Here is a 24770-nt window from a genome sequence, read left to right as displayed (position 1 = left end):
TCGTCCGGCTGGGTGGGCGGGGTGGAGTGGCCCGGCGGAGTGGAGTGGCCAGGCGGAGTGGAGTGGCCGGGCGGGGTGGAGTGACCGGGCGGAGTGGTGCCCCCGGGGCCCTCACAGCCGGGCCCGTTCTCGCCTCCCTCGCACCCCGGCTCGTCGGGCTGGGTGGGCGGCGTGGAGTGGCCGGGCGGGGTCGACGAGTGGCCGGGCGGAGTGCTGGGGTGACCGGGCGGGGTCGACGGGTGACCGCCGGGCTCGTCGTCCCCGTAGCCGTCGGGGTCGTCGCCGGCCTCGCCGCCGGTCGACTGGGGTGCCTGCTGGCACAGGCCACCGAGCGCCGAGGCGATGAGGTCCCCCAGGTTCGTGTGGTCGCCGCAGACATTGGCCGGCAGGGGTACCGGCGAGTGCTGGCCACTGCCGGGGTCGGGGGAACCCCCGGTGGCGGCCGCCGAGTTCACGGCCAGGGCGAATCCGCCGGTCAGCGACAGAATGCCGGTCGCCGCCACGGTGGTGAGCATTTTCCTGCTGATGATGGATCGCATACCGCTCTTCCTCTGGGACAGGGAGAAACCGGCGAGGATCCCCCCTCAGTCCGTCCGGCGGTCCCACGCCGTCCGACTGCGTGGGAATGGCGTGAGCGTATGAACGCGGACCGGGCGCGAGGTCGAGGCCACACGGCAGACAATCCGAAAATCATTCAATCGGAGTCAGTAGGGCCCAAAAGTGTGGCCCTGGCACGGAAGGCGGCCAGGGCCCTGCACGGTACGACGCTTGAGCGGGCGTCAGCCGCCCAGCGGGCCGGCACCCAGCGGCAGACCGCCGAGCAGCGAGGAGCCGGCGTCGCTCTGGTTCAGGTGGGTCGCGGCGTCGGTGACGGTCTTGACCGGGGATCCGTCCGTGGTGCTGCTGAGCGCTTCCGTCGTGAGCCCGCTGCCGGTGAGCGAGCCGAGGCCACCGTCCAGGCTGGTGGGCACCATCGACTCCGCGGCCATCGCGGGCGCGGCGACGCCCAGGGCCATCACAGAACCGGCGACGGCCGCGGCAACCTTGGTGGGCTTCATGAAGAGAGTCCTTCCTTCTGTGTGCAAGTCGCTTGCCGTACAGGCCTCTTGGGGGATTCCCGTACGTCGTTACTCCTTCTGTAACGAGACGTACGCCGCCCGGAAACTCCGGGTGCGGGGTTTTCTCGACACTGCACCCGAATGATGAGTCCGGTGCTATTTCCCGATCGGATGCCCGGGAAAAAGGGCCGTGCCCGTCCAGGAGTCCTGGACGGGCACGGCCCGTGTGCGCCCCGCTCGCGCGTCGGTCAGCGGATCGGCGGCGCCGCCGGGGCGTCCGCCGGGAGCTGGACCGGAAGCTGGGACACGTCCGGCAGGCCGGGCAGGTCGGGCTTCGGCAGCCCGCCCGCGACCAGGGTGGCCGTGACCAGGTTGACCAGCGAGGTGAGGGTGCCGGTGACGGTGCCCACCACGTCGGTCGGCTTGAGCGAGGTGACGGCGGCGAGAAGGTCGGCGACCGCCTTCTGCACGGTCGCGAGCGCGTCACCGATCAGATCGGTGGGCGCGGCCGGTATGGCACCGGCCACCGCCGGCTTCCCCGCGCCGGCTGCCGCCGGGGTCTGAACGGCCGGCGTCTCGGCCGCCGGGGTCTGGACCGCCGGCGTCTCGACCGGGACTTCGGCCGCGGGGGCCTCCGGGACCGGAGCCGGGGCCGCGGCCTTCGCCGCGTCGACGGCGGTCTCTATCTTCGCCTTGAGCGCCTCGGCGTCGGCGGCCGGGATCCGGCCGTCGTCGGCCTTGAGGGCCTTGGCGACCAGCTCGGTCACGGGTGAGGTCACCCCGCCGAGGTCGCCCAGCGCCTTCGCCTGGGTGAGGAGCGCGGCGGCGTCGGGGGCGAGGGCTCGGTCGCCGGCGTGGGTGGCCGGGCGGGACGGATGGTGTTCGTCGGCGAAGGCGGGTCCCGCCGTGCCGAGGGTGATGGCGGCGGATATCGCCAGGGCGGTGAGGCGGCGTGATGCCAGGGGACGCATATGTGTTCCTTTTCCTTATGCGTCGGACAACTTCTCCGCCACCGTGCCTGCGGCTATAGCGCTCCGCAACCGCAGAACTACTGAGCGCCACGCCTCCGTTCGAGTGAATTCACCCTCCTGACCTGCTCCTCCCAGGGGCGTACGCCGTTGCACCCGACGGCGCACGGGCTGCGCCCGAACGAGTCACCAGACAGTGAGCGGACAGTTGAGCAGACGGCGAAAGGCCGGCGCACCACCCCGTCAGGGGCGGCGCGCCGGCCTCGGAAGGACCACGATCCGGCGTGCGAGATCAGGCGTTGATGCAGGTGTTGCCGAACGTCGGGTTCAGGGCGCCGATCACGTTGACCGTGTTGCCGCACACGTTGACCGGGATGTGGATCGGGACCTGGACGACGTTGCCGGACAGGACACCCGGGGAGTGCACGGCCGCGCCGTGGGCACCGGCATCGGCGGCGGCGACACCGGCGGCGCCGGCGACAGTGGCGGCGGCACCGACGGAGAGGGCGACAGCCTTCGCGATACGGGACATGGAGAACGTCTCCTCGATCGATTTACTACTCGGACGGCGCGGACGGTTTCGCCCGGCTCCTTCATCAACGCCGCCGCATTTCATCGGTTGCTCTCCCGAACGGGTGACGTTCAACCGATCTTTGGGCCATAGGAGCGTCATTCGAGTGACTGGCCCGAGAAAGGCGCAACACGCTCAACGAGGAACCTGCCGGTCGGATACGGAAGTTAGGGTTTCCGGGCATCTAATGCTTACTATCGCCCGGCTCGGGGGTTATAACGTTCCCGAACGTTGCTTCCGGACCTCTCGCGCGTTCATCCATTTCGCGCGGACGACACCATCCTCTCCCCCCGGTCTCCACGGGTCTTCCCTTCCTTCTCTCATCAAAGCGGAGAACCTGTATGCGGAATTCAGCGGTTCATGCCGTACGTAGGGGTCTGGTGTGTGCTGTGTCGCGTGCGGCCCTCTCGGCCGCGCTTCCGGCCGCCGCGGAGGACGTGATGAACTCCAGCATCACGGAATCGGGAAAAAGTCGGATGGAACGACTGCCCGCTCATCGCACCACCCTGGGGTACGACTTCGACGTCTTCGATCTGCGGGGGGCGCTGCGCCATGGGGCCGATCGTTTCCACATCCGCCTCGGGAGCGGGAAGGACACCGTCCGGCCGGGCGCGCCCTTCCTCCGGGCGGACGTCCGGCGGGCGGAGGCCCGGGGCTGACGTGCGCCCGGAAGCACGCCCCGACGTCCTGCACGCGGTCCAGCCCGGCGACGGCGGGGTCGCCCGGGTCGTCACGGACCTGGTCCGAGGGCAGCTCGCGGCGGGTCTGCGGGTGGCCGTCGCCTGTCCGCCGGGCACCGAACTCGCCTCCGCCGTACGGGCCGAGGGCGCCGACGCGCACGACTGGCGAGCCGGCCGCGAACCCGGCCCGCGCCTGGTCCGGGAGACCCGCGACCTCGCCCGGCTGATCCGTACCGTACGGCCCGCGCTGGTCCACGCGCACAGCGCGAAGGCCGGCCTGTGCGCCCGACTGGCCCTGCGAGGACGGATTCCGACGGTGTATCAGCCGCACGCCTGGTCCTTCGCGGCGGTCGAGGGCACGACCGCCGCGCTCGCCCTGCGCTGGGAGCGCTGGGCGGCCCGCTGGACGGCCAGGCTCGTGTGCGTCAGCGAGGCCGAGCGGCACACCGGCGAGGCGGCCGGGGTGCGGGCCCGCTGGTCCGTGATCCACAACGGTGTGGACACGGACCGGTTCGCGCCGGCGGACGGGGACGTCCGGGAACCCGGCGGACCCCTCGTCGTCTGTGTCGGGCGGCTGTGCCGGCAGAAGGGGCAGGACGTGCTCCTGTCCGCCTGGCCCGAGGTGCTCGCCCGGGTGCCGGAGGCGCGGCTCGTGCTGGTCGGGGACGGACCGGACGCGGAGCGGCTGCGGGCCGCCGCCCCGCCCTCGGTGCGGTTCACCGGGGCCGTGGCCGATCCCGCCCCCTGGTACCGGGCCGCCGACGTCGTCGTGCTGCCCTCCCGCTGGGAGGGCATGGCGCTCGCGCCGCTGGAGGCGATGGCGAGCGGGCGCCCGGTGGTGGTCGGCGACGTGGACGGGGCGCGGGAGAGCCTGCCGCCGGGCCACGAGGAGCCGTGCCTGGTCCCGCCCGATGACCCGGGGGCGCTCGCCGCGGCGCTCGGCCGCCTCCTGGGGCGGCCCGAACTGCGGCATTCGCTGGGCCGGGAGGCCCGCGAGCACGTACTCAGCAGATTCGATGTGCGGCGCACCGGCGCGGCCTTCGCGGAGCTCTACCGCGAACTGGCCGGAGTGCGGTGCACGGAGCACAGAGAGCCGATCGCACAGTGACTACGGAAAGCACCAGCGTCCCTCCTTCGCCGGGGTCCTGGCCCTCCGCGGGCCAGGTTCCCGGCCGCACCTCCCTCGCCCCGCCGCGCGGCGCCCCCCGCCGCCTCCCCCTGCCGCCACGCCGGCGGCCGGCCCGGCGACGGCTGGCCGCCGCACCCCTGGTCGCGGCCGACGCGCTCGCCGTCCTGTTCGCGGTCTGTCTGCTGTCCGCCGCGCACCGGCGCTGGGAGCTGTCGCTGTGCGTCGTCGCGCTCGTCGTGCTGCTCGACGGCCGGGCCGGTCTCTACCGGCCGGTGGTCGTGCTCACCGGAGTCCTGGACGACCTGCCCGCGCTGGCCGCCCGGGCCGGGGTCGCCTGGTGCGTGACGGCCGCGGCGGTCGCCGCGTACGCCCCCGGGCTCGCGCTCGGACCGCTGCGGCTGTGCGCCGCGTACGGCACGCATCTGGTGGCCGTGACCGTGCTGCGCGGGCTGGTGCACGCGCGCAGGCGACGGGCGGCGCGGGCGCATCCGCGATCGGCGCTCGTGGTGGGCGGGCCGGGGGCGGCGCAGCGCTTCGCCGCCGCGCTCGCCCAGCACCCCGAGTACGGCATCCGGCCGGTGGGGATCGTCGGGGCGCGCCCGGACGGTGAACGCCTGGGCGGCGGGCCGGGACTTCCGGTGCTCACCACGACCGAGGAGATCCACCGGGCGGTCATCCAGAACACGGTCCGCGACGCGGTCTTCCTGACCGAGGACGACGGCCTGGTGACGCTCTTCCAGCGGTACGGCTGCACCACCTGGCGGATCGGCGGCGGGCCGGACGGGGCCGCGATGGGCGACCACCTGTGGGGCTACGGCTGCCGGCGTCTGGTGCCGCTCGGCGAGCGGCGCGGCATCACCGCCAAGCGGGTCCTGGACGTGGCCCTCGCGGCGCCCGCGCTCGCGCTCGCGCTGCCGGTGCTCCTGGTGTGCGCGCTGGCGGTGCGGATCGCGGACGGACCCGGGGTGCTGTTCCGGCAGGAGCGGGTGGGGCAGAACGGCCGCCTGTTCACGCTGCTGAAGTTCCGTACGCTGCGGCCGGCCGACGAGACGGAGTCGGCGACCCGGTGGAGCGTGGCCGACGACCACCGGATGAGCGCGGCGGGGCACTTCCTGCGGAAGACCTCCCTGGACGAGCTGCCGCAGCTGTGGAACGTGCTGCGCGGCGACATGAGCCTGGTCGGGCCGCGCCCCGAACGCCCGTACTTCGTGGCGCAGTTCAGCCGCATCCACGCCGGTTACGCGGCACGGCACCGAATGCCGGTGGGGCTGACCGGGCTCGCCCAGGTGCACGGTCTGCGCGGTGACACCTCGATCGAGGACCGCTGTCGCTTCGACAACCACTACATCGACCACTGGTCGCTCTGGCAGGACGTCTGCATCCTGCTGCGCACGGCGGCCGGTCTCGTGCGACCGACGGGAAGCTGACGATGACCACGGCCGTGACGGTGCCGGTGCCGGGCACCGGTCCCGACGTACGGGAGCGCGAGGTGCGGGAAGGCGACGCACGGAAGCGCGACGTGCGGGAATGGGCGCGCAGAGCCTGGGCGCTGTCGCCGGTCCTCGCCGTGATCGCGCTGCTCCTGGTGCCGGGCGGCGGCGGGGGCGCGCAGGGCGGGACGGGCGGCACGGGAACGGTCGCCGACGCCGCGTCGGGGCTGCTGGTGCTGGTGTGTCTGGTGCGGGTGCTGCGCAACGGTGCCCGGCCGCTGACCCGGACGGCGGCCGTCGTGCTCGGCCTGCCCGTGCTCGGCGTCTGTCTGGCCGCGATCACCTCCCACGACCCCGGCGCCAGCCTGCCGGGGGTCGCCCGCTACCTCCAGATCTTCGTGCTGGTGCCCGCGGCCGTGCTGCTGACGATCCGCGACCGGCGGGACTTCGCCGTGGTGGCGTGGGCGCTGGTCGTGCTCGCGCTGCTGCAGGGCGCGGTTGGCGTGGTGCAGTTCCTGACCGGCACCGGCGCGTCGTACCAGGGCGAGGACGTCCGGGCGGTCGGCACGTTCGGGGCGACCGATGTGATGGGCATGGCGACGGTCGTCTCGTACGGCCTGGTCGTCGCCGCCGGCCTGGCGCTCGGCACCCGGCGGGGGCGGGTGCGGACGGCGGCGATGGTCTGCGCCGGGCTCCTGCTCCTTCCGCTCGTCCTCTCCTTCAGCCGGGGCTCGTGGATCGCGACCGTCCTGGCGTGCGGGATCCAGCTGGTCCTCTCGGGGCCCCGGCGGGCCGCGCGGGTCGCGCTCGCCGCCGGGGCGCTGGCGGTGGTGCTGGTCGGCGGTCTCGGCATCGGCTCGACGATGGTGAAGGAACGGGTCGCCAGCATCACGCAGGTCACGGCGGCGCCCGACCAGTCGGTCACCGACCGGTACACGATGTGGGCGGCGGCCGGCCGGATGTGGCGCGCGGAGCCGCTGACCGGCGTGGGCCTGAAGGGCTTCCCCGCGTACCGCGATTCCCACGCCTCGCTCGCGCTGTCCTCGGGCAGCGACACGGCCGGCGCCGGCGCCGGGTTCGCACGGCAGCCACTGCTGTCCCCGCACAACATGTACCTGCTGGTCCTGAGCGAGCAGGGCCTGATCGGCCTGCTCGCCCTCGCGGGCAGCTGGACGGCCCTCCTGGTCGCGGCCCTGCGCCGGCGCCGGCTCGGCGCGGACTGCGCGCTGGTCGCGATCGGCGTGCTGTCCTGGCAGCTCATCGACTTCCTCTACGCGGACATCGGCGGCCCGTCGACGGTCCTGATGTCGGTCGTGCTCGGCCTGGCGGCGTGGTGGTCGCTGGCGGAGGTGCGACGTGCGTGACCCCTGGGGCGCCCCCCAGGACCCGACGGACACCACCGCCCCCGGCGCGGGCGGCGGGGACGGCGAGGTCGGCTCCCGCCGGTGGGTGGCCCCCGGCCCGGTCTCGGGCTCGGCTCCCGGCGGACCCGTCGGGCCGGGCGGGGCGGGCGAGCCCGATGGTCCAGGTGGTGCGGGCGGGTCTCGCGGTGCCACCGGCGGTCTGCCCGGCCCGTGGGTGTCGGAGGCACCGGCGGGTCCGGTGGACGCCCTGTGCGGCCTGCCGGCGGGCGGAGGCGGGGACGGACCCTCCGGGTCCGGACCGGAGGGGTCCGGGTCCAGGACCGACGACCCCTGGGCGTCGCTCGTCGCCGCCGACGCCCTGTGCGGGCTGCCGCCGCCCGGCAGCGCGCCACCGCCCGCCCCGACCGACACCGCCGCCGACGCGGTGACGGATCCGTGGGCGGCGCACTCGACGGTCGCCGCCGTGGACGCGCTCTGCGGGATGCCGCCGCACCGGCGGGCCGAGCGGGTGCGCGCCGGGGCCGGCGTGGGGCACCGGACGCCGGTGCTCGCCGGTGGGGACATCACCGGCCACTCCGTACCGGGCGGCGCCCGGCCTCCCTTGCTCGGCGGTCGGCCGCTGGGGTACGGCGCCCGGCCCGTCCCGGTGGAGCCGCCCGCACGAGCCCGGCACGCGCGGCGGTCGTCGGGGCGCTTCCTGCTGCGGGCCGCCGTGGTGACGGCCGCGCTCACCGCCGTGGGATCCGTGCTCGGGCTCGTACGGGACCAGATCCTGGCCGGGTACTTCGGCGCCGGGGCCGAGACCGACGCGTTCCTGGTGGCGTGGACGGTGCCGGAGTTCGCGTCGACGCTGCTCATCGAGGACGCGATGGCGCTGATCCTGGTGCCCGCGTTCTCGCGTGCGCTGGCCCGCCGCGCCGGCCTGCTGTTCGGTGACCCGGTCCGTACCCTCGTACGGCACACGCTGCCCCGGCTCGTGCTCTCCGTCGCCGCCGTCTGCGTGCTCCTCGTCGTCTGCGCACCGTTCCTGGTCGCCGCGCTCGCGCCCGGTCTGCCCGACCCGCGCCTCGCGGTGGACTGCACCCGCCTCACCGCCACCTGCGTGCTGTCGTTCGCACTCGCCGGGTACTGCTCGGCGGCGCTGCGCGCACACGGGTCCTTCCTGCCGCCGGCCGCGATCTACGTGGCGTACAACGTCGGCATCATCGGGACGACCCTGGTCCTGCGGGAGCCGTTCGGCGTGCGGTCCGCCGCCGCCGGGGTGGCCGTCGGCGGCGTCCTGATGGTGCTGGTCCAGGCGCCGTCACTGCTGCGGGCACTGCGGAACCGGCCGGTCCCCAAGGAGCGGCCGGTCGCACCGCCGCCGGGCGAGACGCGGCTCCTCGTCCTGGGGATGATCGCGCCGGTCGTCGTCTTCGCGCTGTCCCGGCAGTCGCAGATCCTGATCGAACGGTTCCTCGCCTCGCCGCTGCCGGCCGGCGCCATCTCGCATCTGAACTACGCGCAGAAGGTCGCGCAGATGCCGATGATCCTGTCGCTGATGCTGTGCACCGTCAGCTTCCCCGTCGTCGCCCGCGCCCTCGCGGCCGGCGACGCGGAGGGGGCCAGGCGGCGCGTCGAGCGGGACCTGCTGCTCGCGGCCGTCGTCGTCCTCGTCGGCGCGGCGACGGTGATCGCCGCCGCCCCGCAGATCGTCGGGATCCTGTTCGAGCGCGGCGCGTTCGACGCCGGTGACACGGCCGCGACCGCCGCCGTGATGCGGGTGTACGCGCTCGGCCTGCTGGGCCAGACGATGGTGGGCGCCCTGGTCCGCTGCTACTTCTCGGCGGGCCGCCCGCTCTGGTACCCGGCCCTCGCCATGGGCACCGGACTCGCCGCGACCGCCGTCACCGGGTCGCTCGCCGCACCCCTGTGGGGCGCCGTGGGCATCGCGGGCGCCAACGCGCTCGGCATCACCCTGACCGCCGTGATGCTGCTCCGCGGCGCGCACCGCCAGGCCGTCCCGGTGGACGCCCGCCGGCTCGGCGAGGGCCTGCTGCGGCTGGCCACCGCCGGGGCCTGGGCCACCGGCGCGGGCTGGCTGTGCTCGCTGCTCGTCGGACCGCCCGTGCTCTCCCTGGCCGTCGCCGTCCTGGTGGTCGCCGGTGTCTTCCTGCTGTTCGTCGCGTGTGCCGCCAAGGTGCCCGAGATCCCGCCCCTGCCCCGCTCTCCCCGCCGAAGGACCTCCGATGCCCGCTTCCGTGCTGCGTCGTCTGCTGCCGAAGCCCCCCCTGTGGGTGGCGATGTACCACTCGATCACGGAGGCCGACGATGACCCGTACAAGGTGACGGTGTCCCCCGTGCGCTTCGCCCGTCAGCTGCACTGGCTGGGCGACCGCGGGCTGCGCGGGGTGTCGGTGCGGGAGCTGCTCGCCGCGACCGCGGAGGGGCGCGAGCGCGGCCTGGTGGGGCTGACCTTCGACGACGGGTACGCGGACTTCCTGGAGTCGGCCGTGCCGCTGCTGCGGCGGCACGGTTTCACGGCGACCGTGTACGTGCTGCCCGGGCGTCTCGGCGGCGACAACGCGTGGGACGCGGACGGGCCGCGCAAACCGCTCCTGGACGAGGACGGCATCCGGCGTGCGGCCGCCGCGGGCATGGAGATCGGCTCGCACGGCCTGCACCACGTGGACCTCACGGACGCCGACGACGCCACCCTCGCCGCCGAGACCCGCAGCAGCCGGGAGCTGATCGAGGAGATCACGGGCGACCGGGTGGACGGCTTCTGCTACCCGTACGGGTCGGTCGACGCGCGGGTCGTCCGGGCGGTCCGCAAGGCCGGTTACGCGTACGCCTGCGCGATCGACCCGGGCCCGCTGTCCGGCGCCTACGCCCTGCCCCGCATCCACGTCGGCGAGGAGGACACCTCGTGGCGGCTCACCGCCAAACGGTTCCTGCACCCGCTGCGGCGCCGCCGGCCCGCCGATCTGGTCGCGGCGCGGAACGACCCGGCCCGGAGCGTCCTGTCATGACGACGGACGACAGGAGGACGGACTTCATGACCACGGACTTCATGACGACGGACGCGACGGCGACGGACGGCACGGCGGCGGACGGCACGGCGGCGGACGACGGGCCGGAGCTGAGGGTCCTGCACGTGATCACGGGGCTGGGGATCGGCGGCGCCGAGCAGCAGCTGCGGCTGCTGCTGCGTCACCTCCCGGTCCACAGCAGGGTGGTGACCCTCACCAATCCGGGCGCGGTCGCCGAGGGCATCGAGGCGGACGGCACCCCGGTCGTCCACCTCGGCATGACCGGCAACCGCGACGTGGGCGCGCTGCCCCGGCTCACCCGGCTGATCCGGCAGGGCGGTTACGACCTCGTGCACACGCACCTGTACCGGGCGTGTGTGTACGGCAGACCCGCGGCCCGGCTCGCGGGGGTGCGGTCGGTCATCGCGACCGAGCACTCCCTGGGCGACGTCCAGATCGAGGGCCGGCCGCTGACGGCCGGGACGCGGGCCCTGTATCTGGCGACCGAACGCCTCGGCACCGCCACGGTCGCCGTCTCGCCGAGCGTGGCCCGCCGGCTCGCCGGCTGGGGCGTGGCCCCGTCCCGTATCCACGTCGTGCCGAACGGCATCGAGACGGACCGCTTCGCCTTCGACCCGCGCGCCCGCGCGATGACAAGAGCGGTGCTCGGCCTGCCCGCCGACGCGTTCGTGGTCGGCGGGGTGGGGCGGCTCGCGGCCGGCAAGCGGTTCGACCGGCTCGTCCGGGCGGTGGCGGCGGTCCCGGAGGCGCGGCTGCTGCTCGTCGGCGAGGGCGACCGGCGGGCGGAGCTGCTCCGGCTCGCCGAGGAGTGCGGGGCCGCGGGCCGGGTGCTGCTCCCGGGCGCGTTCCCGGATCCGCCGGCGCACCCGGCGGGCGGGCGCCTCGATCTGCCGTCGCTGCTGGCCGCGATGGACGTCTTCGTGTCCACCTCACCCGACGAGACCTTCGGTCTCGCGGTCGTCGAGGCGCTGGCGGCGGGCCTGCCGGCGCTGTACGCGGCCTGCCCGGCGATCGACGACCTGCCGCCGGACACGGCTCCGGGCGCGCGCCGGATCGGGCCGTCCGTGCCCGAGCTGATCGGCGCGCTGCACGCGCTGCGCGCGGCACGGGACGCCCGGCCGGACCGGCTGCCGCCGCCCGAGGCCGTCCGCCGCTACGACATCGCGCACAGCGCCCGGCGGTTGCTGTCCCTCTACCGGCGGGCCGTCCACGGCCCCCACGTTCCCGTGCCCCGTCCTCCCGCGACCCACCTTCCCGTGAAGTGAGAGCTGCACCATGACCACGACCCCGCCACGTCTCCCCCTCCTCACCCCCGCCCGCTGGATGGTGCTGCCGGCCGCCGTGCTCGCCGGCGCGGCCCTCGGCGGCGGCTACGGCGCCGTGAAGACCCCGCAGTACGCGGCGACCAGCTATGTCATCGTCGTGCCCGGCGAGAAGTCGGACCCGGCCGCGGCGCTCGGCTTCGCCCAGGCGTACGGGCGGGTCGCCACGGACATCGCGGTGACCGGTGACGCCCAGGTGTGGGCGGGTGTCTCGGCGGACACGCTGCGCGCCGGCGTACAGGCCTCGACCTCGCCGGACGCGCCGATGATCTCGATCACCGCGCGGTCGGCGAAGCCGTCGACCGCGGTGTCGATGGCCGACGGGGTGGCCCGCGCGCTGGTCACCAACAGCACGCACGCCGCCGGGAACACGGGGGTGAAGGTCGTCCCGTTCTCGCGGGCGACCAAGCCGGTCGAACCGGTGTCGCCGTCCGCGTCCCTGTCGGCGCTCGTCGGCGCCTGTGCGGGCGGGCTGCTCGGCGGTCTTGTGCTGCTGGTCCGGCCGAAGCGGCCGGCCCGGGCCGAGGCCCGGCACTCGCGGCAGGGCACGGCCCCGGTGCCGGGGCCGTCGATGGCCTCGCAGCAGCCGGAACCGGAGGCGGTGTGACCGGCGGACCGGTGTCCGCCGAGCCGCGCACCGGGATCCGGAGCGGACTGCGCGCCGGGCTCCGCGTCGCCTCGCCGGGCCGGTCCGTCGCCGGGGCGGTCGGCGGGCTGCGCACCGAGATCTGCCGGGACGGCGCGGAGTTCGGCCGGCTCGGCCCCGCGTGGACGGCGCTGTACGGCCGCTGCGCGGCGGCGACGCCGTTCCAGTCGCACGCGTGGCTGCATTCCTGGTGGCTCTCGTACGGCCGGCCGGGCGCCCTGCGCGTGGTCCTGGTGCGGCGGGCCGACGGCACGCTGGTCGCGGCGGCGCCGCTGATGCGGGCGGCCGGCCCGCTGCCGGTGCTCACCCCGCTCGGCGGCTCCCTCACCGACTTCACGGACGTGCTGCTCGACGACGACTGCCCGGAGGCGGTGCCCGCGCTGGCCGGCGCGCTCGCGCGCATGGCGCGCGGCGCGGTGCTCGATCTGCGCGAGGTACGTCCCGGGGCCGCGGCGGAGCGGGTCTACGAGCTGTGGCGCGGGCCCCGGCGGCGGCTCGCGGACTCGCTGTGTCTGGAGCTGCCGGGCGTTCCGGTGGAACAGCTCCTGGAGCGGATGCCGTCGAAGCGGGCCCAGCGGGCGCGGGCGCAGCTGCGGAAACTGGACGCGCTCGGCATCGACGAGCACGTCGTGTCCGGGCCCGAGGTGCCTGCCGCCCTCGAACGGCTCCTGGAGCTCCACCAGCTCCAGTGGAAGGGCCGGGGCGTGACCGCCGAGCACACCAGCGAGCGGTTCGCGCGGCACCTGAAGCGGGCGGTGCGGTCGATGGTCGAGTCCGGGGACGCGCGGGTCACCGAGTTCCGCCTCGACGGCGCCGTGGTGTGCGTGGACCTCACCCTGATGTCGCGGTGGCTGGCCGGCGGCTATCTGTACGGGGCCGATCCGGTGCTGCGGGCCCGCAAGGCGGACGTGGCGGCGATGCTGCTGCGGCACGGGGCGCGCGGGGCCGACGCGGGCGGGCTCGCCACGCTGAGCCTGTTGCGGGGCACCGAGCCGTACAAGCACCACTGGCGCCCCGAGACGGTCGCCAACCAGCGGCTCATGCTGGCGGGGGCCGCCGCGGCCCCGCTGCTGTGGGCGCGGGCGGGCGCGGTGGCCGGGCGACGCTGGGTGGCCGGGCAGGCGCGGGAGCGGGAGTGGCTGGGGCGGGTCCTCGGCCGGCTGTCGGGCCGCCGCCCGACGGCGAACGGCGGCGGAGGATGAGTTCCTCCGCCGCCGTGGGGGGCCGTCACCGGCGGGTCAGAAGGGCCAGACCCCCTGCAACGTGCCCTTCAGGTCGAGGTCCAGGTCGTTCTTCCAGCTGGTCGTGTCCTTGACGGTGTCCTTCCAGGAGTCGGTCGGGACGCAGATCGGACCGCCGATCCAGCTCTCGACCCACGAACCGAGGTTGACGGTCCAACAGGCGGGCTCGGGCTTCGGCTCGGGCTTCGGTTCCGGCTTGGGCTCGGGCTTGGGCTCAGGCTTCGGCTCGGGCTTGGGTTCCGGCTTCTCGGGCTTCGGCTCCGGCTTCGGCTCCGGCTTGGGTTCCGGATTCTCGGGCTTCGGCTCCGGCTTGGGCTCAGGCTTCGGCTCGGGCTTGGGTTCCGGCTTCTCGGGCTTCGGCTCGGGCTTGGGCTCAGGCTTCTCGGGCTTCGGCTCGGGCTTGGGCTCAGGCTTCGGCTCAGGCTTCTCGGGCTTCGGCTCAGGCTTCTCGGGCTTCGGCTCAGGCTTCGGCTCAGGCTTCGGCTCGGGCTTGGGTTCCGGCTTCTCGGGCTTCGGCTCGGGCTCGGGCTTCGGCTCAGGCTTCGGCTCGGGGAACGTCGGGTCCGGCGGGTCCGGGAACGTCGGGTCCGGCGGGTCGGGGAACGTCGGGTCCGGGAACGTCGGGTCCGGCGGGTCGGGGAAGGTCGGGTCGCCAGGCTCCGTGGGCTCGTCGGGCTCATCGGGCTCGGTCGGCTCCGTGGGCTCGGTCGGCTCCGTCGGCTCGGTCGGCTCCGTCGGCTCCGTCGGCTCCGTCGGCTCCGTCGGCTCCGTCGGCTCCGTCGGCTCCGTCGGCTCCAGGCCGTACAGCATCTGACGGAAGACGTGCGAGGACTGCGGATTGTCGTCGCACTGCCAGACGCCGTGCGGACAGTAATCCGTGATCGTGTGGTACAGCGGCTTGTGCTGCTTCATCCAGTCGAGCATGCGCCGCATGTACTCGGGGTTGTCCCCGTTCCGGAACAGGCCCCATTCCGGATAGGAGATCTGCTTTCCGTGCTCGGCCGCGAAATCGACCTGCGCCTGCAGCCCGTACGGCTCGCGGACGTGCTCGTCGAAACGGGACCCCGGCGGCTGGTCGTAGGAATCCATGCCGATGATGTCGACGACGTCGTCACCGGGATAGCACTCCGTCCACGGAATGGCGTCCCGGCCCCGGCTGGGGTTGAAGTCGAACCGGAACTCCTGGCCCGGCACGGAACGCATCGCGGTCACGATGCGCGTCCAGTACTTCTTCCAGGCCGTCGGGTCCGGCGCGCACCGGTGGGTGTACGTCGTCCCGTTCATCTCCCAGCCGAGGACGAGCACCGTGTCCGTGGCGCCCAGGTCGACGAGCCGCTGGGCGAGCGTACGGAAGTGGTGGTCGTAGTAGCCGGCGGCGCCCAGCTGGAGCCGGCGGCGGACCTCGTAGTCGGAGACCCCGGCCTCGTTGCGCTCCAGCATCGGCACGTTGAGGACGAACAGGCGGTCGGTCCGCTCGTTGCGCCAGGCCGCCCAGGAGTCCAGGAAGCCGGGCGGGCCCTCGATGTTCGACCAGAGGTCGCCGGGCAGGTAGGTGTGGCCGACACGCAGCTCCCGGCCGCCCAGCCATCGCTCGAGCTGGCTGATCCGGGCCACCCCGAGCGGCCCGGATTCGAGAAAGGCCCCCATGGCGCTCGACAGAGTCGGTTGGGGGCCTCGGGTCGTTACGGATTCCGACGCGTTGGTTCGGGCGCCTGCTGGAGCAGGGGATTGAGCCCGCGTCTGAGCTCCGTCGTGCGCGTGAGCGGGTGACGACAACACGACAGAACCTGACGCAAGGAGACCGGCGGTGAACACCCCCAGCCATGCCCTCGACGTTCTCCTCTTTCTGTTGTCCATGGCAGCTCCCTCTCTCTCACATCGCATGACGAGTCGTCAGTCCGATGTTCAGAAAGTATTCCTAATGAGCCGACCGAGAACGCGGCTTGGATCTGTTCCGTCGCCCGTTAGAGCATTCTTCCTCGCCCGAATGGGGCACCCGAGCCGAAGGACATGCCGTGCCGAGTTTTGACACCCGCGTCCCCGCGGTCCTTGTGCGGCTCGACCCGAACCCCTTTCATCACGGCACGCTCGGCGCCGCGCGGTCTTTGGGCCGGGCGGGGATCACGGTCCACGCGGTGGTCGAGTCGCCGGCCAGTCCGGTGGCCCGCTCCCGCTACCTCCGCGGCGCCCATCCGCGTCCCGCCGAGCCCTCCCCGGCCGAGCTCACCCGCCTCCTGCTCCGTATCGCCGCCGAGCTGGCCGAGCCGCTCCCGGGGTCCGGCTGTGGTCGCGGGGTGGGCGACGGGCCGTCACCCCCGGCGGTGCTCGTGCCCCTCGACGACATCACCGCCCTGTTCCTCGCCGAGTGCCGGCCCGAGCTCGCCGGGCGCTATCTGCAGCCCGACCAGTCACCGGAGCAGCTCGCCCGCGTCGCCGACAAGGCCCAGCTCGCCGAGACCTGCCGGGTCCTGTCCCTCCCCCACCCCCGTACCGCGCTGCCCGCGAGCCCCGACGAGGCCGCCGCCATGGCCTGGTCGCTCGGACTGCCGGTGATCGCCAAGTGGAGCCGCCCCTGGCTGCTTCCGGTCGGCGGCGGACTGCGGAGCACCACGGTCGTCGGCTCGCTCGCCGAGGTCCGCGAGCTGTACGCGCGCACCCCGCAGGCCGGCAGCCGGCTGCTGCTCCAGGAGCGGCTGCCGGCCGGGCGCGACCTCGACTGGTTCTTCCACGGGTACGTGGACTCCGCGGGCGGCTGCTCGACCGGGGCCACCGGCCGCAAGGAGCGCTCCTGGCCCGACGGGGCCGGGCCGACCGCGGTGGGCCGCTGGACCGCGAACCCGGCGGTCGACGGCATCGCCCGGGAGCTGATCGCGGCGCTCGGCTACCGGGGCGCGTGCGATCTGGACTTCCGGTTCGATCCGACGACCGGCGCCTACCACCTGCTCGACTTCAACCCGCGGCCCGGAGCCCAGTTCCGGCTCTTCGCCGACCGGGACGGTCTGGACGTGGTGCGGGCGATGCACCTGGACCTCACCGGCCGCTGGGTCCCCTCGCACCTGCCCGCGTACGGCCGCCGCCTCGTCGTCGAGAACTACGCGGCGCTGTCCTGGCTGACCTCGCCGCGCCGCCGGTACGCGCCGGAGCGCCGGGGCGGGGGCGAGGCGGCCTGGTTCGCCGCCGACGACCCGCGTCCCGCGCTGGCGATGCTGCGGTCCTGGCTCGCCCGCGCCGCCCGGGGAGGCGCCCTGACGCTCCGTCGCCTGCTGAGGTCCTGCCGCCTCGGCCGACAACGGCCGGCCTAGGAAAGGGGCCGGCCCCGGGGAGCGTGGTGGACACTCCCCGGGGCCGGCCCGTCCTGCGGACGACGGAACGTCAGGCGTTGATGCAGACGTTGCCCCACGTCGGGTTCAGCGCGCCGATGATGTTCACGCTGTTGCCGCAGACGTTGATCGGAATGTGGATCGGAGCCTGGACCACGTTGCCCGACAGAACGCCCGGCGAGCCGACGGCCAGACCCTCGGCGTGCGAGTCGGCCATCGCGGGAGCGGCGGCACCCAGGGCCATGAGCAGACCGGCGACGGCGACCGCAGCCTTCTTGCACTTCATTTCGTCTGGATCCTTTCTGCGGCGGAAGAAAATTCACGGCTTTCGTGATGTGCGGGTGCACGAGTGGTGCCCCCGCCTTCCGCTGCACAGTTCACAACGACCCTGCCACGAAAAGGAAACCGCATCGTCGTCCGACGGCATATGTTCACTCCATTGCCTCGGACGGCTGACGCGCCTCGTCGCATTCCGGTCAGCGTGGCCAGATCGGCGTGCGGGTGAGGCGTTCCCACTCCCGGTCGGGCTCGCCGGGCACCGTACGCCCGGCCATGGCCCATTGGCGGGCCAGCGACGAATAGAGGGGAAACGGTTCTCGATCGACGGGTGACGGGTCGGCCACATATCGGCTCTTCGGAATGAAGGCCATCCGCTCCCATTTCCCGGGATCGGGTGCCATATTCGCTCCTTCCGCTGAGGTTTTTGCATCATGGCACAGGCTCAGCAGGAGAGTGATTCGAACGGTCCATGTCGCGTCGCGTACCTGTGTGCGACCACGACCGAATTACGGTGCGGGCGTCTTTCGTTTCCGAGCACGTTCCGAGCACCGGTGGTGTCCGCCATGAAACTCCCCAGACTCTCCAGACTCACGAAACCCTCCAGACCGACGCGCGTGCTCCTCGTCTCGGGGACGCTGGCCGCCCTCGGTGCGGGGGCGCTCGCCGCCGCCCCGGCCCCGCTGCCGTCACCGGACAAGGGGCTCAACATCCTGGTCGTCGGCATCGACACCCGGGCGGGCGTCACCGCCGCGGAGCGGACGAAGTACAGGCTCGGCAACAAGGACTGCGGCTGTACGGACGTGATGATGCTGGTCCACGTCTCGGCCGGGAACGACCGGGTGAGCGTGGTGAGCCTGCCCCGTGACACGCTCACCGAGTTCCCCGAGCACGTCGACCGGCGCACCGGGAAGACGCACGCGCCGCACCAGGCGAAGCTCAACAACGCCTGGAAGGAGGGCGGTCCTTCGTTCGCCATCGAGATGGTCGAGTCGATGACCGAGCTGCCCGTCCACCGCTACCTGGAGATCGACTTCCGCCGGTTCATGGACACGGTGGACGTCGTCGACGGCGTCCCGATCTGCACCGAGAAGCACCTGAAGGACCCCGTCACCGGGCTCGACCTGGCGCCCGGCACCCGCAGGGTGCTCGGCGGCGAGGCGCTCCAGTACGTCCGCTCGCGCAAGGCGGACGGGCAGGCGGACTTCGGACGGATCAAGAAGCAGCAGCTGTTCGTGGTGAACACGCTGCGCGAGGTCCGCACCCTGCTGCTGGACGACGCCGACTGGCTGCGCTGGTTCGCCGAGACCCTGCGCGGCAGCGGGAAGACCGAGCGCGGGATCAGCGCGCCGGAGCTCCTGACGCTCGCGGGCCGACTGCGCGGTCTCACCCCCGAGGACACCGAGTTCGCCACGGTGCCGATCAAGACCATCAATCCGCTGATCCCGAACGTCGGCGCGACGGTCTCGTGGGACGTGCCGTACGCCGCCGAGGTCTTCGCGGAACTCCGCGCGGACCGGCGGCTGCCGGATCCCGACCCCACGCCGCAGAGCGAGACCCCCCTGGGCGAGTACACGCCCAGGGGAGGCCCGTCGTTCCTCTGCGCCTAGGAAGGGCACCTTCCTCCGTACCGTGTCCGGGTGCGGCTCAGCGGGACAGTCTGCGGCCCAGCTCGGCCGGGTCCGTGGTCGGCGCGTCGCAGACGAAGTGCCGGCAGACGTAGGCGGCGGCCGCCCCGTCGACCAGCGGCCGGTCCCTCAGGAGCGGGAACTCCTCGCCGCCGGGCGTTCCGGTGGCGAGGACCGCTCCGGGGGCCGTGCCGTGCAGGGCCGTACGGCGCAGGGCCTGGAAGCCACCGTCGTCGGGGGCGCCGACCACCGCGACCTCGCGCGGCCCGTCGAGCAGGGCCTCGGAGACGGCCAGGCCCCAGCCGATGAACCGGGGGGCGCGCGGCCCGAGGGCCTTGACCACGCCGAGGGCGCGCTCGGCGGCCGCACGGTGCGCGTCGGAACCGGTGTGCGCCGCGTAGGTGAGGAGCGCGCCGGCGGCCGCGGTCCAGCCGGACGGGGCGGCGCTGTCGGTCGGGTCCTGGGGGCGCCGGATGAGCCGCTCGGCGTCGTGGGCGGTGTCGTAGAGCGCGCCGCCCTCGGCGGTGAAGCGGTCGAGGACGATGTCCAGGAGGAAGCCGGCGAACTCCAGCCACACGCCCTCACCGGTGACGGACGCGAGCGCGAGGAAGCCCTCGGCGACGTCGGCGTAGTCCTCCAGGACTCCGGCGTTGGCTCCGGCGCGGCCGTCCTTGGAGGTACGGGTGAGGCGGGCGCCGTCGTCGAGGTGCAGCCGGACCAGCAGGTCGGCGGCCTCGGTGGCCCGCTCGACCAGGTCGGGGCGGTCGAGCAGGGCTCCGGTCTCGGCGAGGGCGGCGATGGCGAGCCCGTTCCAGGCGGCGACGATCTTGTCGTCTCGGCCGGGGCGGGCGCGTTCCTCGCGGGCGGCGAGCAGCCGCTCCTTGACGGAGGCGATCCGGGCGGCGTCGGCGGGTCCGGCGTCCTGCGGGAGCTGGAGCACGGACGAGCCGTGCTCGAAGGTGCCCTCGTCGGTGACGCCGAAGTACCGGGCGGCGTAGCGGGCGTCGTCCTCGCCGAGCACGTCGGCCAGCTGCTCGGGCGTCCACACGTAGTAGGCGCCCTCGACGTGACGGCCGGTCCCGTCGTCGGAGTCCGCGTCGAGCGCGGAGGCGAAGCCGCCCTCGGGGGTGCGCAGTTCGCGGACCATGAAGTCGGCGGTCTCCAGCGCGACCCGGCGCGCGAGCTCGCTGCCGGTGGCCCGCCACAGGTGCGCGTACACCCGGCAGAGCAGCGCGTTGTCGTACAGCATCTTCTCGAAGTGCGGCACGACCCAGGCGCGGTCCACGGCGTAGCGGGCGAAGCCGCCGCCGAGCTGGTCGTAGATGCCGCCGCGGGCCATCGCCTCGCAGGTGTGGGCGGCCATCTGGAGGGCGCCCTCGGCTCCCGTACGGGCGTGGTGGCGCAGCAGGAACTCCAGCACCATCGCCGGCGGGAACTTGGGCGCGCCGCCGAAGCCGCCGGAGGCCGCGTCGTACTCGCGGGTGAGGCCGAGCAGGGCCTGGGCGAGCTCCGGTTCGCCCGGGACGCCCTCGCCGCCGAAGGCGAGGCTGCGGGCCGAGAGGTCCTTGACGATCTTCCCGGCGACCTCGCCGACCTCGTCACGGCGCTCGGCCCAGGCGCGGGCGACCCCGTCGAGCACGTCGGCGAAGGACGGCATGCCGTGCCGGGGCTCGGGCGGGAAGTAGGTGCCGAAGTAGAAGGGCGCCGCGTCCGGGGTGAGGAAGACGGTCATGGGCCAGCCGCCCTGCCCGGTGGCGGCCTGCACGGCCTCCATGTAGACGGCGTCGACGTCGGGGCGCTCCTCGCGGTCGACCTTGACGGCGACGAAGTGCTCGTTGACCAGGGCCGCGGTGGTGTCGTCCTCGAAGGACTCGTGGGCCATCACATGGCACCAGTGGCACGAGCTGTAGCCGACGCTGAGCAGCACCGGAACGTCACGCCGCCGGGCCTCCTCGAACGCCTCGGCCGACCAGGGCCACCAGTCGACGGGGTTGTCGGCGTGCTGGAGGAGGTAGGGGGAGGTCTCATGGGCCAGTCTGTTCGGCATGTCCCCATCCTTGCGCACCCGGGGAAAGACCGCCCGTACGCCACGGGTGGCGGGGGCGCGGGCGGGGCACTGATACGGGGAGCGGCCCCGTTCCTCGCACTGGCTCTGCGAGGAACGGGGCCGCTTCAACGACGGGGATGCCGAGATCAGCCGCCCACGTTGCCGTTCTGGGAGAGGACCTCGCCCAGGATGTGCGACAGCGCGTCGTCGCCCTTCTGCTGCACCGAGTTCTGGGTGCAGGTCTGGTTCGCCATCGGGTTGCCGAGGACGTCCTGGACGGCGACCGGGATGGCGATGACGCCGATCGGGACCTGCGCCTGAACCTTCTGGATGTCGAAGCAGTGCAGGACGCCACCGTTCACGAGACCGAAGTTCGGGCTCATGTAACCACCGGTGGAGTTGCTGCCGATGGACTGCTTCGACTGGTTGCCGATGATGTTGGCGCTGCCGCCGTCGTTGCCGGCCGCCATCGCCGTGGTCGCGGACATGCCGGCGACGGTGGCCGCAACAGCAGCGGTAGCAAGAACCTTCTTGATCACGAGTCTTCCTTCTTGAGCTCGATGGCCCGGAACTGCTCCGTTGACCGAAGCGCCCTGATCAACTGCCCCGGGAAGGATTGGTTCCGGGGCATCACCCGGACGCGCTATTCGGCACATGAACGCCATCGGACGGGAGGTCGACGGGCTGTCGTTCGGTCAGTTCCCTTTCGCCGCGGATCCCTTGGGACTGCTGGGCCGTCCCTCCGCTCTCTCGCGCGGACGGACGTCGCGCAGGACACTGGGGCCCGGACTGTTCGATTGCGGCGGAGGGGGACGCGGATGCGGGACAGCCACCGGGCGGAGGCCGAGCGGCTGTGGGAGCGGGCCGTGGAGGAGGAGGTCCGGCAGTCGGGCGGCCGGGTCGACGCGGCGGTGCTCCTGTCGCGCGGCCGGACGGCGCTGGACACCATGGCGGAGTCGGCGGCCGAGGAGTACGCGGCCTATCTGCGGGCCGTCGAGGCGGCGGAGGCCGGCCCGGCCGCGGCCGATCTGGCGACCCCCGCCCTGGTGACGGCCGTCGCGGCCGCCGCCGCGGTCGGCGGCGACCTGGCCCTGGGTACGGCGTCGGGCACGGCGCTCGGCGCGGGTGCCGTGGTCGCGGCGGCCGGTGCCGCGGCGACCGCCCTGAAGATCGGCGCGGGCCGTCGGGCCGCCGCGCACCGCAGGGCCGGGGAGGCCGGCCGGCCCGGCGGGGTGGAACAGTTGCGGCTGGGGTGGCTGACGGCCTTCGAGGTGCGGGGCGTGCGGCCGTTCCTGGAGCAGCAGCGGGTGCTGCTCGGCGCGGCGGGGCAGCCGCCGCGGAAGGTGGTCGAGCGGTTGCGGGGCGCGGACCGCAGCGCGGCGGCCCGGCGGCGTGCGGCCCTGGAGCAGTCCTTCGGCCAGCTGCCCGAGCCGGTGGGCCCCTTCGCCGGGCGGCGGGACGAGCTGGCGCGGATCACCCGGTGGGTGCAGGCGGGCCGGGCGGCGACGACCACCCGGCCGACGGTGGTGATGCTGCCCGGCGCGCCCGGTTCGGGGCGCAGTGCCCTCGCGGTGCGGGCGGCACACGCGCTGCGGGACCAGTTCCGCGGGGCGTGCGTGGTGGATCTGCGGGGCGGGGCCCCGGGCTCGGGAGCGGTCGGCCGGACGGCCTCCGACGACGGCAGGCCGCTGTCGACGCGGGAGGCGTTGCTGCATCTGCTCAACCGGCTCGGGGCGCCGCGCGAGCAGTTGCTGTTCCGTGAGCGGGCGTCGGAGGAGCAGCACGTGCGGCGGCTCGCGGAGCTGTACCAGCGGCATCTGACCGGGCTGCCGGTGACGGTGGTCCTGGAGGACGCGGTGGACGCGGCGCAGGTGCGGACGCTGCTGCCGGAGCGCTCGGACAGCCTGGTCCTGGTGACCTGCCGGGAGCCGCTGGACCTGGGGCCGGACGTGCCGGCCTCGGTGCGTGTGCTGCCGGTGTCGGCGCTGGACGCGGCGGGCTCCGAGGAGGTGCTCCTCGGGAAGGCGGGTTCGGGGCCGTACGACGCGGAGGGCTTCGAGCGGGCCCGGGAGCTGTGCGGCGGGCTGCCGCTGGCGCTGCGGGCGGCGGGCGCGCTGCTGGACGGTCGGCCGGCGGGCGAGGTGGCGCGGCTCCTTGCCGAGGCGGGCGGCGCGGGCGCGGGTCCGGTGGAGCGGGCGCTCGCGGCGGGGTACGCCGCGGCGCTGGACGAGGACGGGCGGCGGCTGCTGCGCCGGCTGGCGCTGGCGGGCCGGGCCTCGCTGGGCGCGGCGGCCGCGGCGGCCCTGCTCGGCGGTTCGGGCGCGGAGGGGGCGCGGCTCCTGGAGGAGCTGGCGCGGGCGGGTCTGCTCGTCCCCGTGCGCGGGAGGCGGTACCGGCTGCATGACGCGGTGCGGGCGTTCGCGGCGGCGCGGCTGGCCGAGGAGGAGGACGCGGCGGAGATCGCGGCGGCGCAGGAGCGGCTGATCCGGGCTTACGCGGAGCTGGCGGACGCGGTGATCCGGATGGTCGACGGCAAGATGTCGACACGGGTCAACCGCGCTGCCCGCTTCGACGGGCACGGCTTCGGTTCGCTGGACGCGGCGCTGCGCTGGCTGGACGAGGAGTCCAGCTTCATCACGGCGACGCTGCGGCACACGGAGGGCGTGGACCAGCAGACGGTGCTCGACCTGCTGGGCGCGCTGTGCGACTACTGCCTGCTGCGGGGCGACCTGTACCGGCTGGGTGAGATCGACGAGCTGACGGCCTCGGTGGGGCAGGGGCCGCTGTCGCGTTCGGTGCGGTGGCGGACCGGTATCGCGGCCCGGCAGCTCGGCGAGCTGGACAAGGCGCGGACGACGCTGACCTCGGTGGTGTCGCTCTATCAGGAGGCGCACCAGGACGCGGGGGCCGCGCTGGCACTGTGCTCGCTGGGCATCACCCTGCACCACCAGGGCCGACTGTCGGAGGCGGCGGCGCGGCTGCGGGAGGCCCTGGCGCTTCAGGAGCCGGAGTCACTGGCCGCCGACCGGGCCTGGACCCTGCACGCGCTCGCGGCCGTCGAGCGGGACCGGGGCGGTCTGGCGGAGGCCCTGACGCTGCTCGACCGGGCGCTGGCGCTGCACCGGGAGCACGAGTCGCTGCACGGCGAGGCGTGGGCGCACTTCCAGCTGGGCCAGGTGCGGTTGCGGACGGGGGAGGTGGCGCGGGCGGAGGACGCGCTGCGGCTCGCCCTGGAGCGGTACGGACGCACGCACGACGGCCGCGGCGAGGCGTGGGCGCTGACCCAGCTGGCCCGGGCCCGGCTGGTCGACGGGGACGTGGAGCCGGCGGTGGAGGGGCTGCGGCAGGCGCTGGCGAGGCACCGGGAGCAGGAGGACGCGCGGGGCGAGGCGTGGACGCTGTACTACCTGGGGCACGCGCTGGAGGAGCGGGGCGAGGGGGACCAGGCGGTACGGGAGCTGGAGCGGGCCCGGACGATGTTCTCGCGGATGCGGGACGAGTACGGTCTTGCGTGCGCCCGCCACCATTCGGGGCGGGTCACCCGCGACCAGCGGGCCGCGCAGACCGGCAACCTGCGCAACTCCGGCTTCGCCCGCCAGTTGCTGGCCGACGCCCGCGCCGACTTCCGTCGCATCGGGGTGGCGCACGGCGAGGCGTGGACCTGTCTGGAGCTGGCCATCGTGGACGCGGGCAACGGCCGGACCGGCCAGGCGGTGGAGCTGTGCGAGGAGGCGGCCCGGCTGTTCCTGTCGTACGGCGATCGCAGGGGCGCCGACTGGGCCCGCTTCCTGCGCTGCACGCTGCGGTCGGATCCGGCCGTGGCCCGCGAGGAGCTCGCCGCGCTGAGCGGGGACCGGCACCCCGCCCGCGACCCGGGTCTGGAGGACTGCGCGGAGGCCTATGCCCTGGTCCTGGACCGCGGCACCCCGCCGGAGGCCGGCTGGCAGGCCTGGGACCTGGGCATGGTGCCGGGCCGGCAGGCGCGGGAGGTGATGGGGGTGCCGCTGGCGTAGCCACCGCGGTCGTACGGCGACAGCGCTGGTACGGCAACGCTCGTA

General features: G+C 74.1%; 20 protein-coding genes and 1 pseudogene. 12 read left to right on the top strand and 9 right to left on the bottom strand.

The features are described 5' to 3' along the window. The 4 genes and pseudogenes from ACFY7C_RS21545 to ACFY7C_RS21530 form a co-directional block, all read right to left on the bottom strand. Window positions 1-539, bottom strand: a pseudogene (locus ACFY7C_RS21545) (hypothetical protein); the annotation flags it as partial. 240 nt (window positions 540-779) lie between these two features. Continuing rightward, window positions 780-1058: a hypothetical protein gene (locus ACFY7C_RS21540; protein WP_389652963.1), complete on the bottom strand. Its 279-nt coding sequence runs from the start codon at window positions 1056-1058 to the stop codon at window positions 780-782. Between the two features lie 248 nt (window positions 1059-1306). After that, window positions 1307-2029 carry a hypothetical protein gene (locus ACFY7C_RS21535; RefSeq protein WP_389652960.1) on the bottom strand — a complete coding sequence of 241 codons (723 nt, stop codon included), beginning with the start codon at window positions 2027-2029 and terminating at the stop codon, window positions 1307-1309. Window positions 2030-2318: 289 nt separating this feature from the next. Further along, on the bottom strand, window positions 2319-2558 hold the full coding sequence (locus ACFY7C_RS21530; protein ID WP_389652957.1) for a chaplin: 240 nt from the start codon (window positions 2556-2558) through the stop codon (window positions 2319-2321). A gap of 515 nt (window positions 2559-3073) precedes the next feature. Between ACFY7C_RS21530 and ACFY7C_RS21525 the strand changes: the two genes are divergently transcribed. The 9 genes from ACFY7C_RS21525 to ACFY7C_RS21485 all read left to right on the top strand — a co-directional run bounded on the left by ACFY7C_RS21525 (window position 3074) and on the right by ACFY7C_RS21485 (window position 13402). Further along, window positions 3074-3256 carry a hypothetical protein gene (locus ACFY7C_RS21525; protein WP_389652954.1) on the top strand — a complete coding sequence of 61 codons (183 nt, stop codon included), beginning with the start codon at window positions 3074-3076 and terminating at the stop codon, window positions 3254-3256. A gap of 1 nt (window position 3257) precedes the next feature. Then, window positions 3258-4385 carry a glycosyltransferase gene (locus ACFY7C_RS21520; protein WP_389652951.1) on the top strand — a complete coding sequence of 376 codons (1128 nt, stop codon included), beginning with the start codon at window positions 3258-3260 and terminating at the stop codon, window positions 4383-4385. After that, a complete protein-coding gene (locus ACFY7C_RS21515; RefSeq protein WP_389652948.1) occupies window positions 4382-5833 on the top strand; it encodes a sugar transferase in 1452 nt (483 codons plus the stop codon). The genes ACFY7C_RS21520 and ACFY7C_RS21515 overlap by 4 nt, the downstream gene beginning before the upstream one ends. Before the next feature lie 2 nt (window positions 5834-5835). After that, window positions 5836-7200 (top strand): O-antigen ligase family protein, encoded by a 1365-nt coding sequence (locus tag ACFY7C_RS21510; RefSeq protein ID WP_389652945.1) that lies wholly within the window; start codon window positions 5836-5838, stop codon window positions 7198-7200. A gap of 601 nt (window positions 7201-7801) precedes the next feature. Then, a complete protein-coding gene (locus ACFY7C_RS21505; protein ID WP_389654446.1) occupies window positions 7802-9514 on the top strand; it encodes a lipid II flippase MurJ in 1713 nt (570 codons plus the stop codon). Next, entirely contained in the window at window positions 9429-10211 is a 783-nt protein-coding gene (locus ACFY7C_RS21500) for a polysaccharide deacetylase family protein (RefSeq protein WP_389652942.1), read from the top strand. The genes ACFY7C_RS21505 and ACFY7C_RS21500 overlap by 86 nt, the downstream gene beginning before the upstream one ends. A 110-nt stretch (window positions 10212-10321) precedes the next feature. Beyond that, window positions 10322-11497, top strand: coding sequence for a glycosyltransferase (locus tag ACFY7C_RS21495; RefSeq protein WP_389654444.1), 1176 nt, complete (start codon window positions 10322-10324; stop codon window positions 11495-11497). A 10-nt stretch (window positions 11498-11507) separates the two neighbouring features. Further along, on the top strand, window positions 11508-12161 hold the full coding sequence (locus tag ACFY7C_RS21490) for a lipopolysaccharide biosynthesis protein (protein WP_389652939.1): 654 nt from the start codon (window positions 11508-11510) through the stop codon (window positions 12159-12161). Between the two features lie 107 nt (window positions 12162-12268). Next, on the top strand, window positions 12269-13402 hold the full coding sequence (locus tag ACFY7C_RS21485; RefSeq protein ID WP_389654442.1) for a GNAT family N-acetyltransferase: 1134 nt from the start codon (window positions 12269-12271) through the stop codon (window positions 13400-13402). A 36-nt stretch (window positions 13403-13438) separates the two neighbouring features. Here the strand turns inward: ACFY7C_RS21485 and ACFY7C_RS21480 are convergent, their stop codons facing one another. Further along, window positions 13439-15088 carry a glycoside hydrolase family 26 protein gene (locus ACFY7C_RS21480; RefSeq protein ID WP_389652936.1) on the bottom strand — a complete coding sequence of 550 codons (1650 nt, stop codon included), beginning with the start codon at window positions 15086-15088 and terminating at the stop codon, window positions 13439-13441. Between the two features lie 368 nt (window positions 15089-15456). Between ACFY7C_RS21480 and ACFY7C_RS21475 the strand changes: the two genes are divergently transcribed. Then, entirely contained in the window at window positions 15457-16743 is a 1287-nt protein-coding gene (locus tag ACFY7C_RS21475) for an ATP-grasp domain-containing protein (RefSeq protein ID WP_389652933.1), read from the top strand. A gap of 70 nt (window positions 16744-16813) precedes the next feature. Here ACFY7C_RS21475 and ACFY7C_RS21470 read toward each other — a convergent pair whose 3' ends face one another. Further along, window positions 16814-17047: a chaplin gene (locus ACFY7C_RS21470; RefSeq protein WP_389652930.1), complete on the bottom strand. Its 234-nt coding sequence runs from the start codon at window positions 17045-17047 to the stop codon at window positions 16814-16816. 190 nt (window positions 17048-17237) lie between these two features. Beyond that, window positions 17238-17441 (bottom strand): hypothetical protein, encoded by a 204-nt coding sequence (locus tag ACFY7C_RS21465; protein ID WP_389652927.1) that lies wholly within the window; start codon window positions 17439-17441, stop codon window positions 17238-17240. A 213-nt stretch (window positions 17442-17654) separates the two neighbouring features. Here ACFY7C_RS21465 and ACFY7C_RS21460 point away from each other — a divergent pair, with 213 nt between their 5' ends. Beyond that, window positions 17655-18647, top strand: coding sequence for an LCP family protein (locus ACFY7C_RS21460; protein ID WP_389652924.1), 993 nt, complete (start codon window positions 17655-17657; stop codon window positions 18645-18647). Between the two features lie 37 nt (window positions 18648-18684). Here the strand turns inward: ACFY7C_RS21460 and ACFY7C_RS21455 are convergent, their stop codons facing one another. Both ACFY7C_RS21455 and ACFY7C_RS21450 read right to left on the bottom strand, forming a co-directional pair. After that, window positions 18685-20712 (bottom strand): thioredoxin domain-containing protein, encoded by a 2028-nt coding sequence (locus tag ACFY7C_RS21455; RefSeq protein WP_389652920.1) that lies wholly within the window; start codon window positions 20710-20712, stop codon window positions 18685-18687. Window positions 20713-20858: 146 nt separating this feature from the next. After that, a complete protein-coding gene (locus ACFY7C_RS21450) occupies window positions 20859-21251 on the bottom strand; it encodes a rodlin (protein ID WP_345485985.1) in 393 nt (130 codons plus the stop codon). Between the two features lie 279 nt (window positions 21252-21530). Between ACFY7C_RS21450 and ACFY7C_RS21445 the strand changes: the two genes are divergently transcribed. After that, window positions 21531-24725, top strand: a complete 3195-nt coding sequence (locus tag ACFY7C_RS21445) for a tetratricopeptide repeat protein (RefSeq protein WP_389652917.1) — start codon at window positions 21531-21533, stop codon at window positions 24723-24725. The last annotated feature ends 45 nt before the right edge of the window (window positions 24726-24770 follow it).

Origin of the sequence: Streptomyces sp. NPDC012769 (genome assembly GCF_042901205.1) — a bacterium.
Classification (GTDB): domain Bacteria; phylum Actinomycetota; class Actinomycetes; order Streptomycetales; family Streptomycetaceae; genus Streptomyces.
The sequence above is the reverse complement of the archived record's forward strand: the minus strand, read 5'-3'. Positions and strand labels throughout refer to the sequence as shown.

What these genes read in the sequence shown, in the direction of transcription:
- ACFY7C_RS21540 (WP_389652963.1), bottom strand. Translation starts at nt 1,058, where the DNA reads ATGAAGCCCACCAAGGTTGCCGCGGCCGTCGCCGGTTCTGTGATGGCC.
- ACFY7C_RS21535 (WP_389652960.1), bottom strand. Translation starts at nt 2,029, where the DNA reads ATGCGTCCCCTGGCATCACGCCGCCTCACCGCCCTGGCGATATCCGCC.
- ACFY7C_RS21530 (WP_389652957.1), bottom strand. Translation starts at nt 2,558, where the DNA reads ATGTCCCGTATCGCGAAGGCTGTCGCCCTCTCCGTCGGTGCCGCCGCC.
- ACFY7C_RS21525 (WP_389652954.1), top strand. Translation starts at nt 3,074, where the DNA reads ATGGAACGACTGCCCGCTCATCGCACCACCCTGGGGTACGACTTCGAC.
- ACFY7C_RS21510 (WP_389652945.1), top strand. Translation starts at nt 5,836, where the DNA reads ATGACCACGGCCGTGACGGTGCCGGTGCCGGGCACCGGTCCCGACGTA.
- ACFY7C_RS21500 (WP_389652942.1), top strand. Translation starts at nt 9,429, where the DNA reads ATGCCCGCTTCCGTGCTGCGTCGTCTGCTGCCGAAGCCCCCCCTGTGG.
- ACFY7C_RS21490 (WP_389652939.1), top strand. Translation starts at nt 11,508, where the DNA reads ATGACCACGACCCCGCCACGTCTCCCCCTCCTCACCCCCGCCCGCTGG.
- ACFY7C_RS21480 (WP_389652936.1), bottom strand. Translation starts at nt 15,088, where the DNA reads ATGGGGGCCTTTCTCGAATCCGGGCCGCTCGGGGTGGCCCGGATCAGC.
- ACFY7C_RS21470 (WP_389652930.1), bottom strand. Translation starts at nt 17,047, where the DNA reads ATGAAGTGCAAGAAGGCTGCGGTCGCCGTCGCCGGTCTGCTCATGGCC.
- ACFY7C_RS21465 (WP_389652927.1), bottom strand. Translation starts at nt 17,441, where the DNA reads ATGGCACCCGATCCCGGGAAATGGGAGCGGATGGCCTTCATTCCGAAG.
- ACFY7C_RS21455 (WP_389652920.1), bottom strand. Translation starts at nt 20,712, where the DNA reads ATGCCGAACAGACTGGCCCATGAGACCTCCCCCTACCTCCTCCAGCAC.
- ACFY7C_RS21445 (WP_389652917.1), top strand. Translation starts at nt 21,531, where the DNA reads ATGCGGGACAGCCACCGGGCGGAGGCCGAGCGGCTGTGGGAGCGGGCC.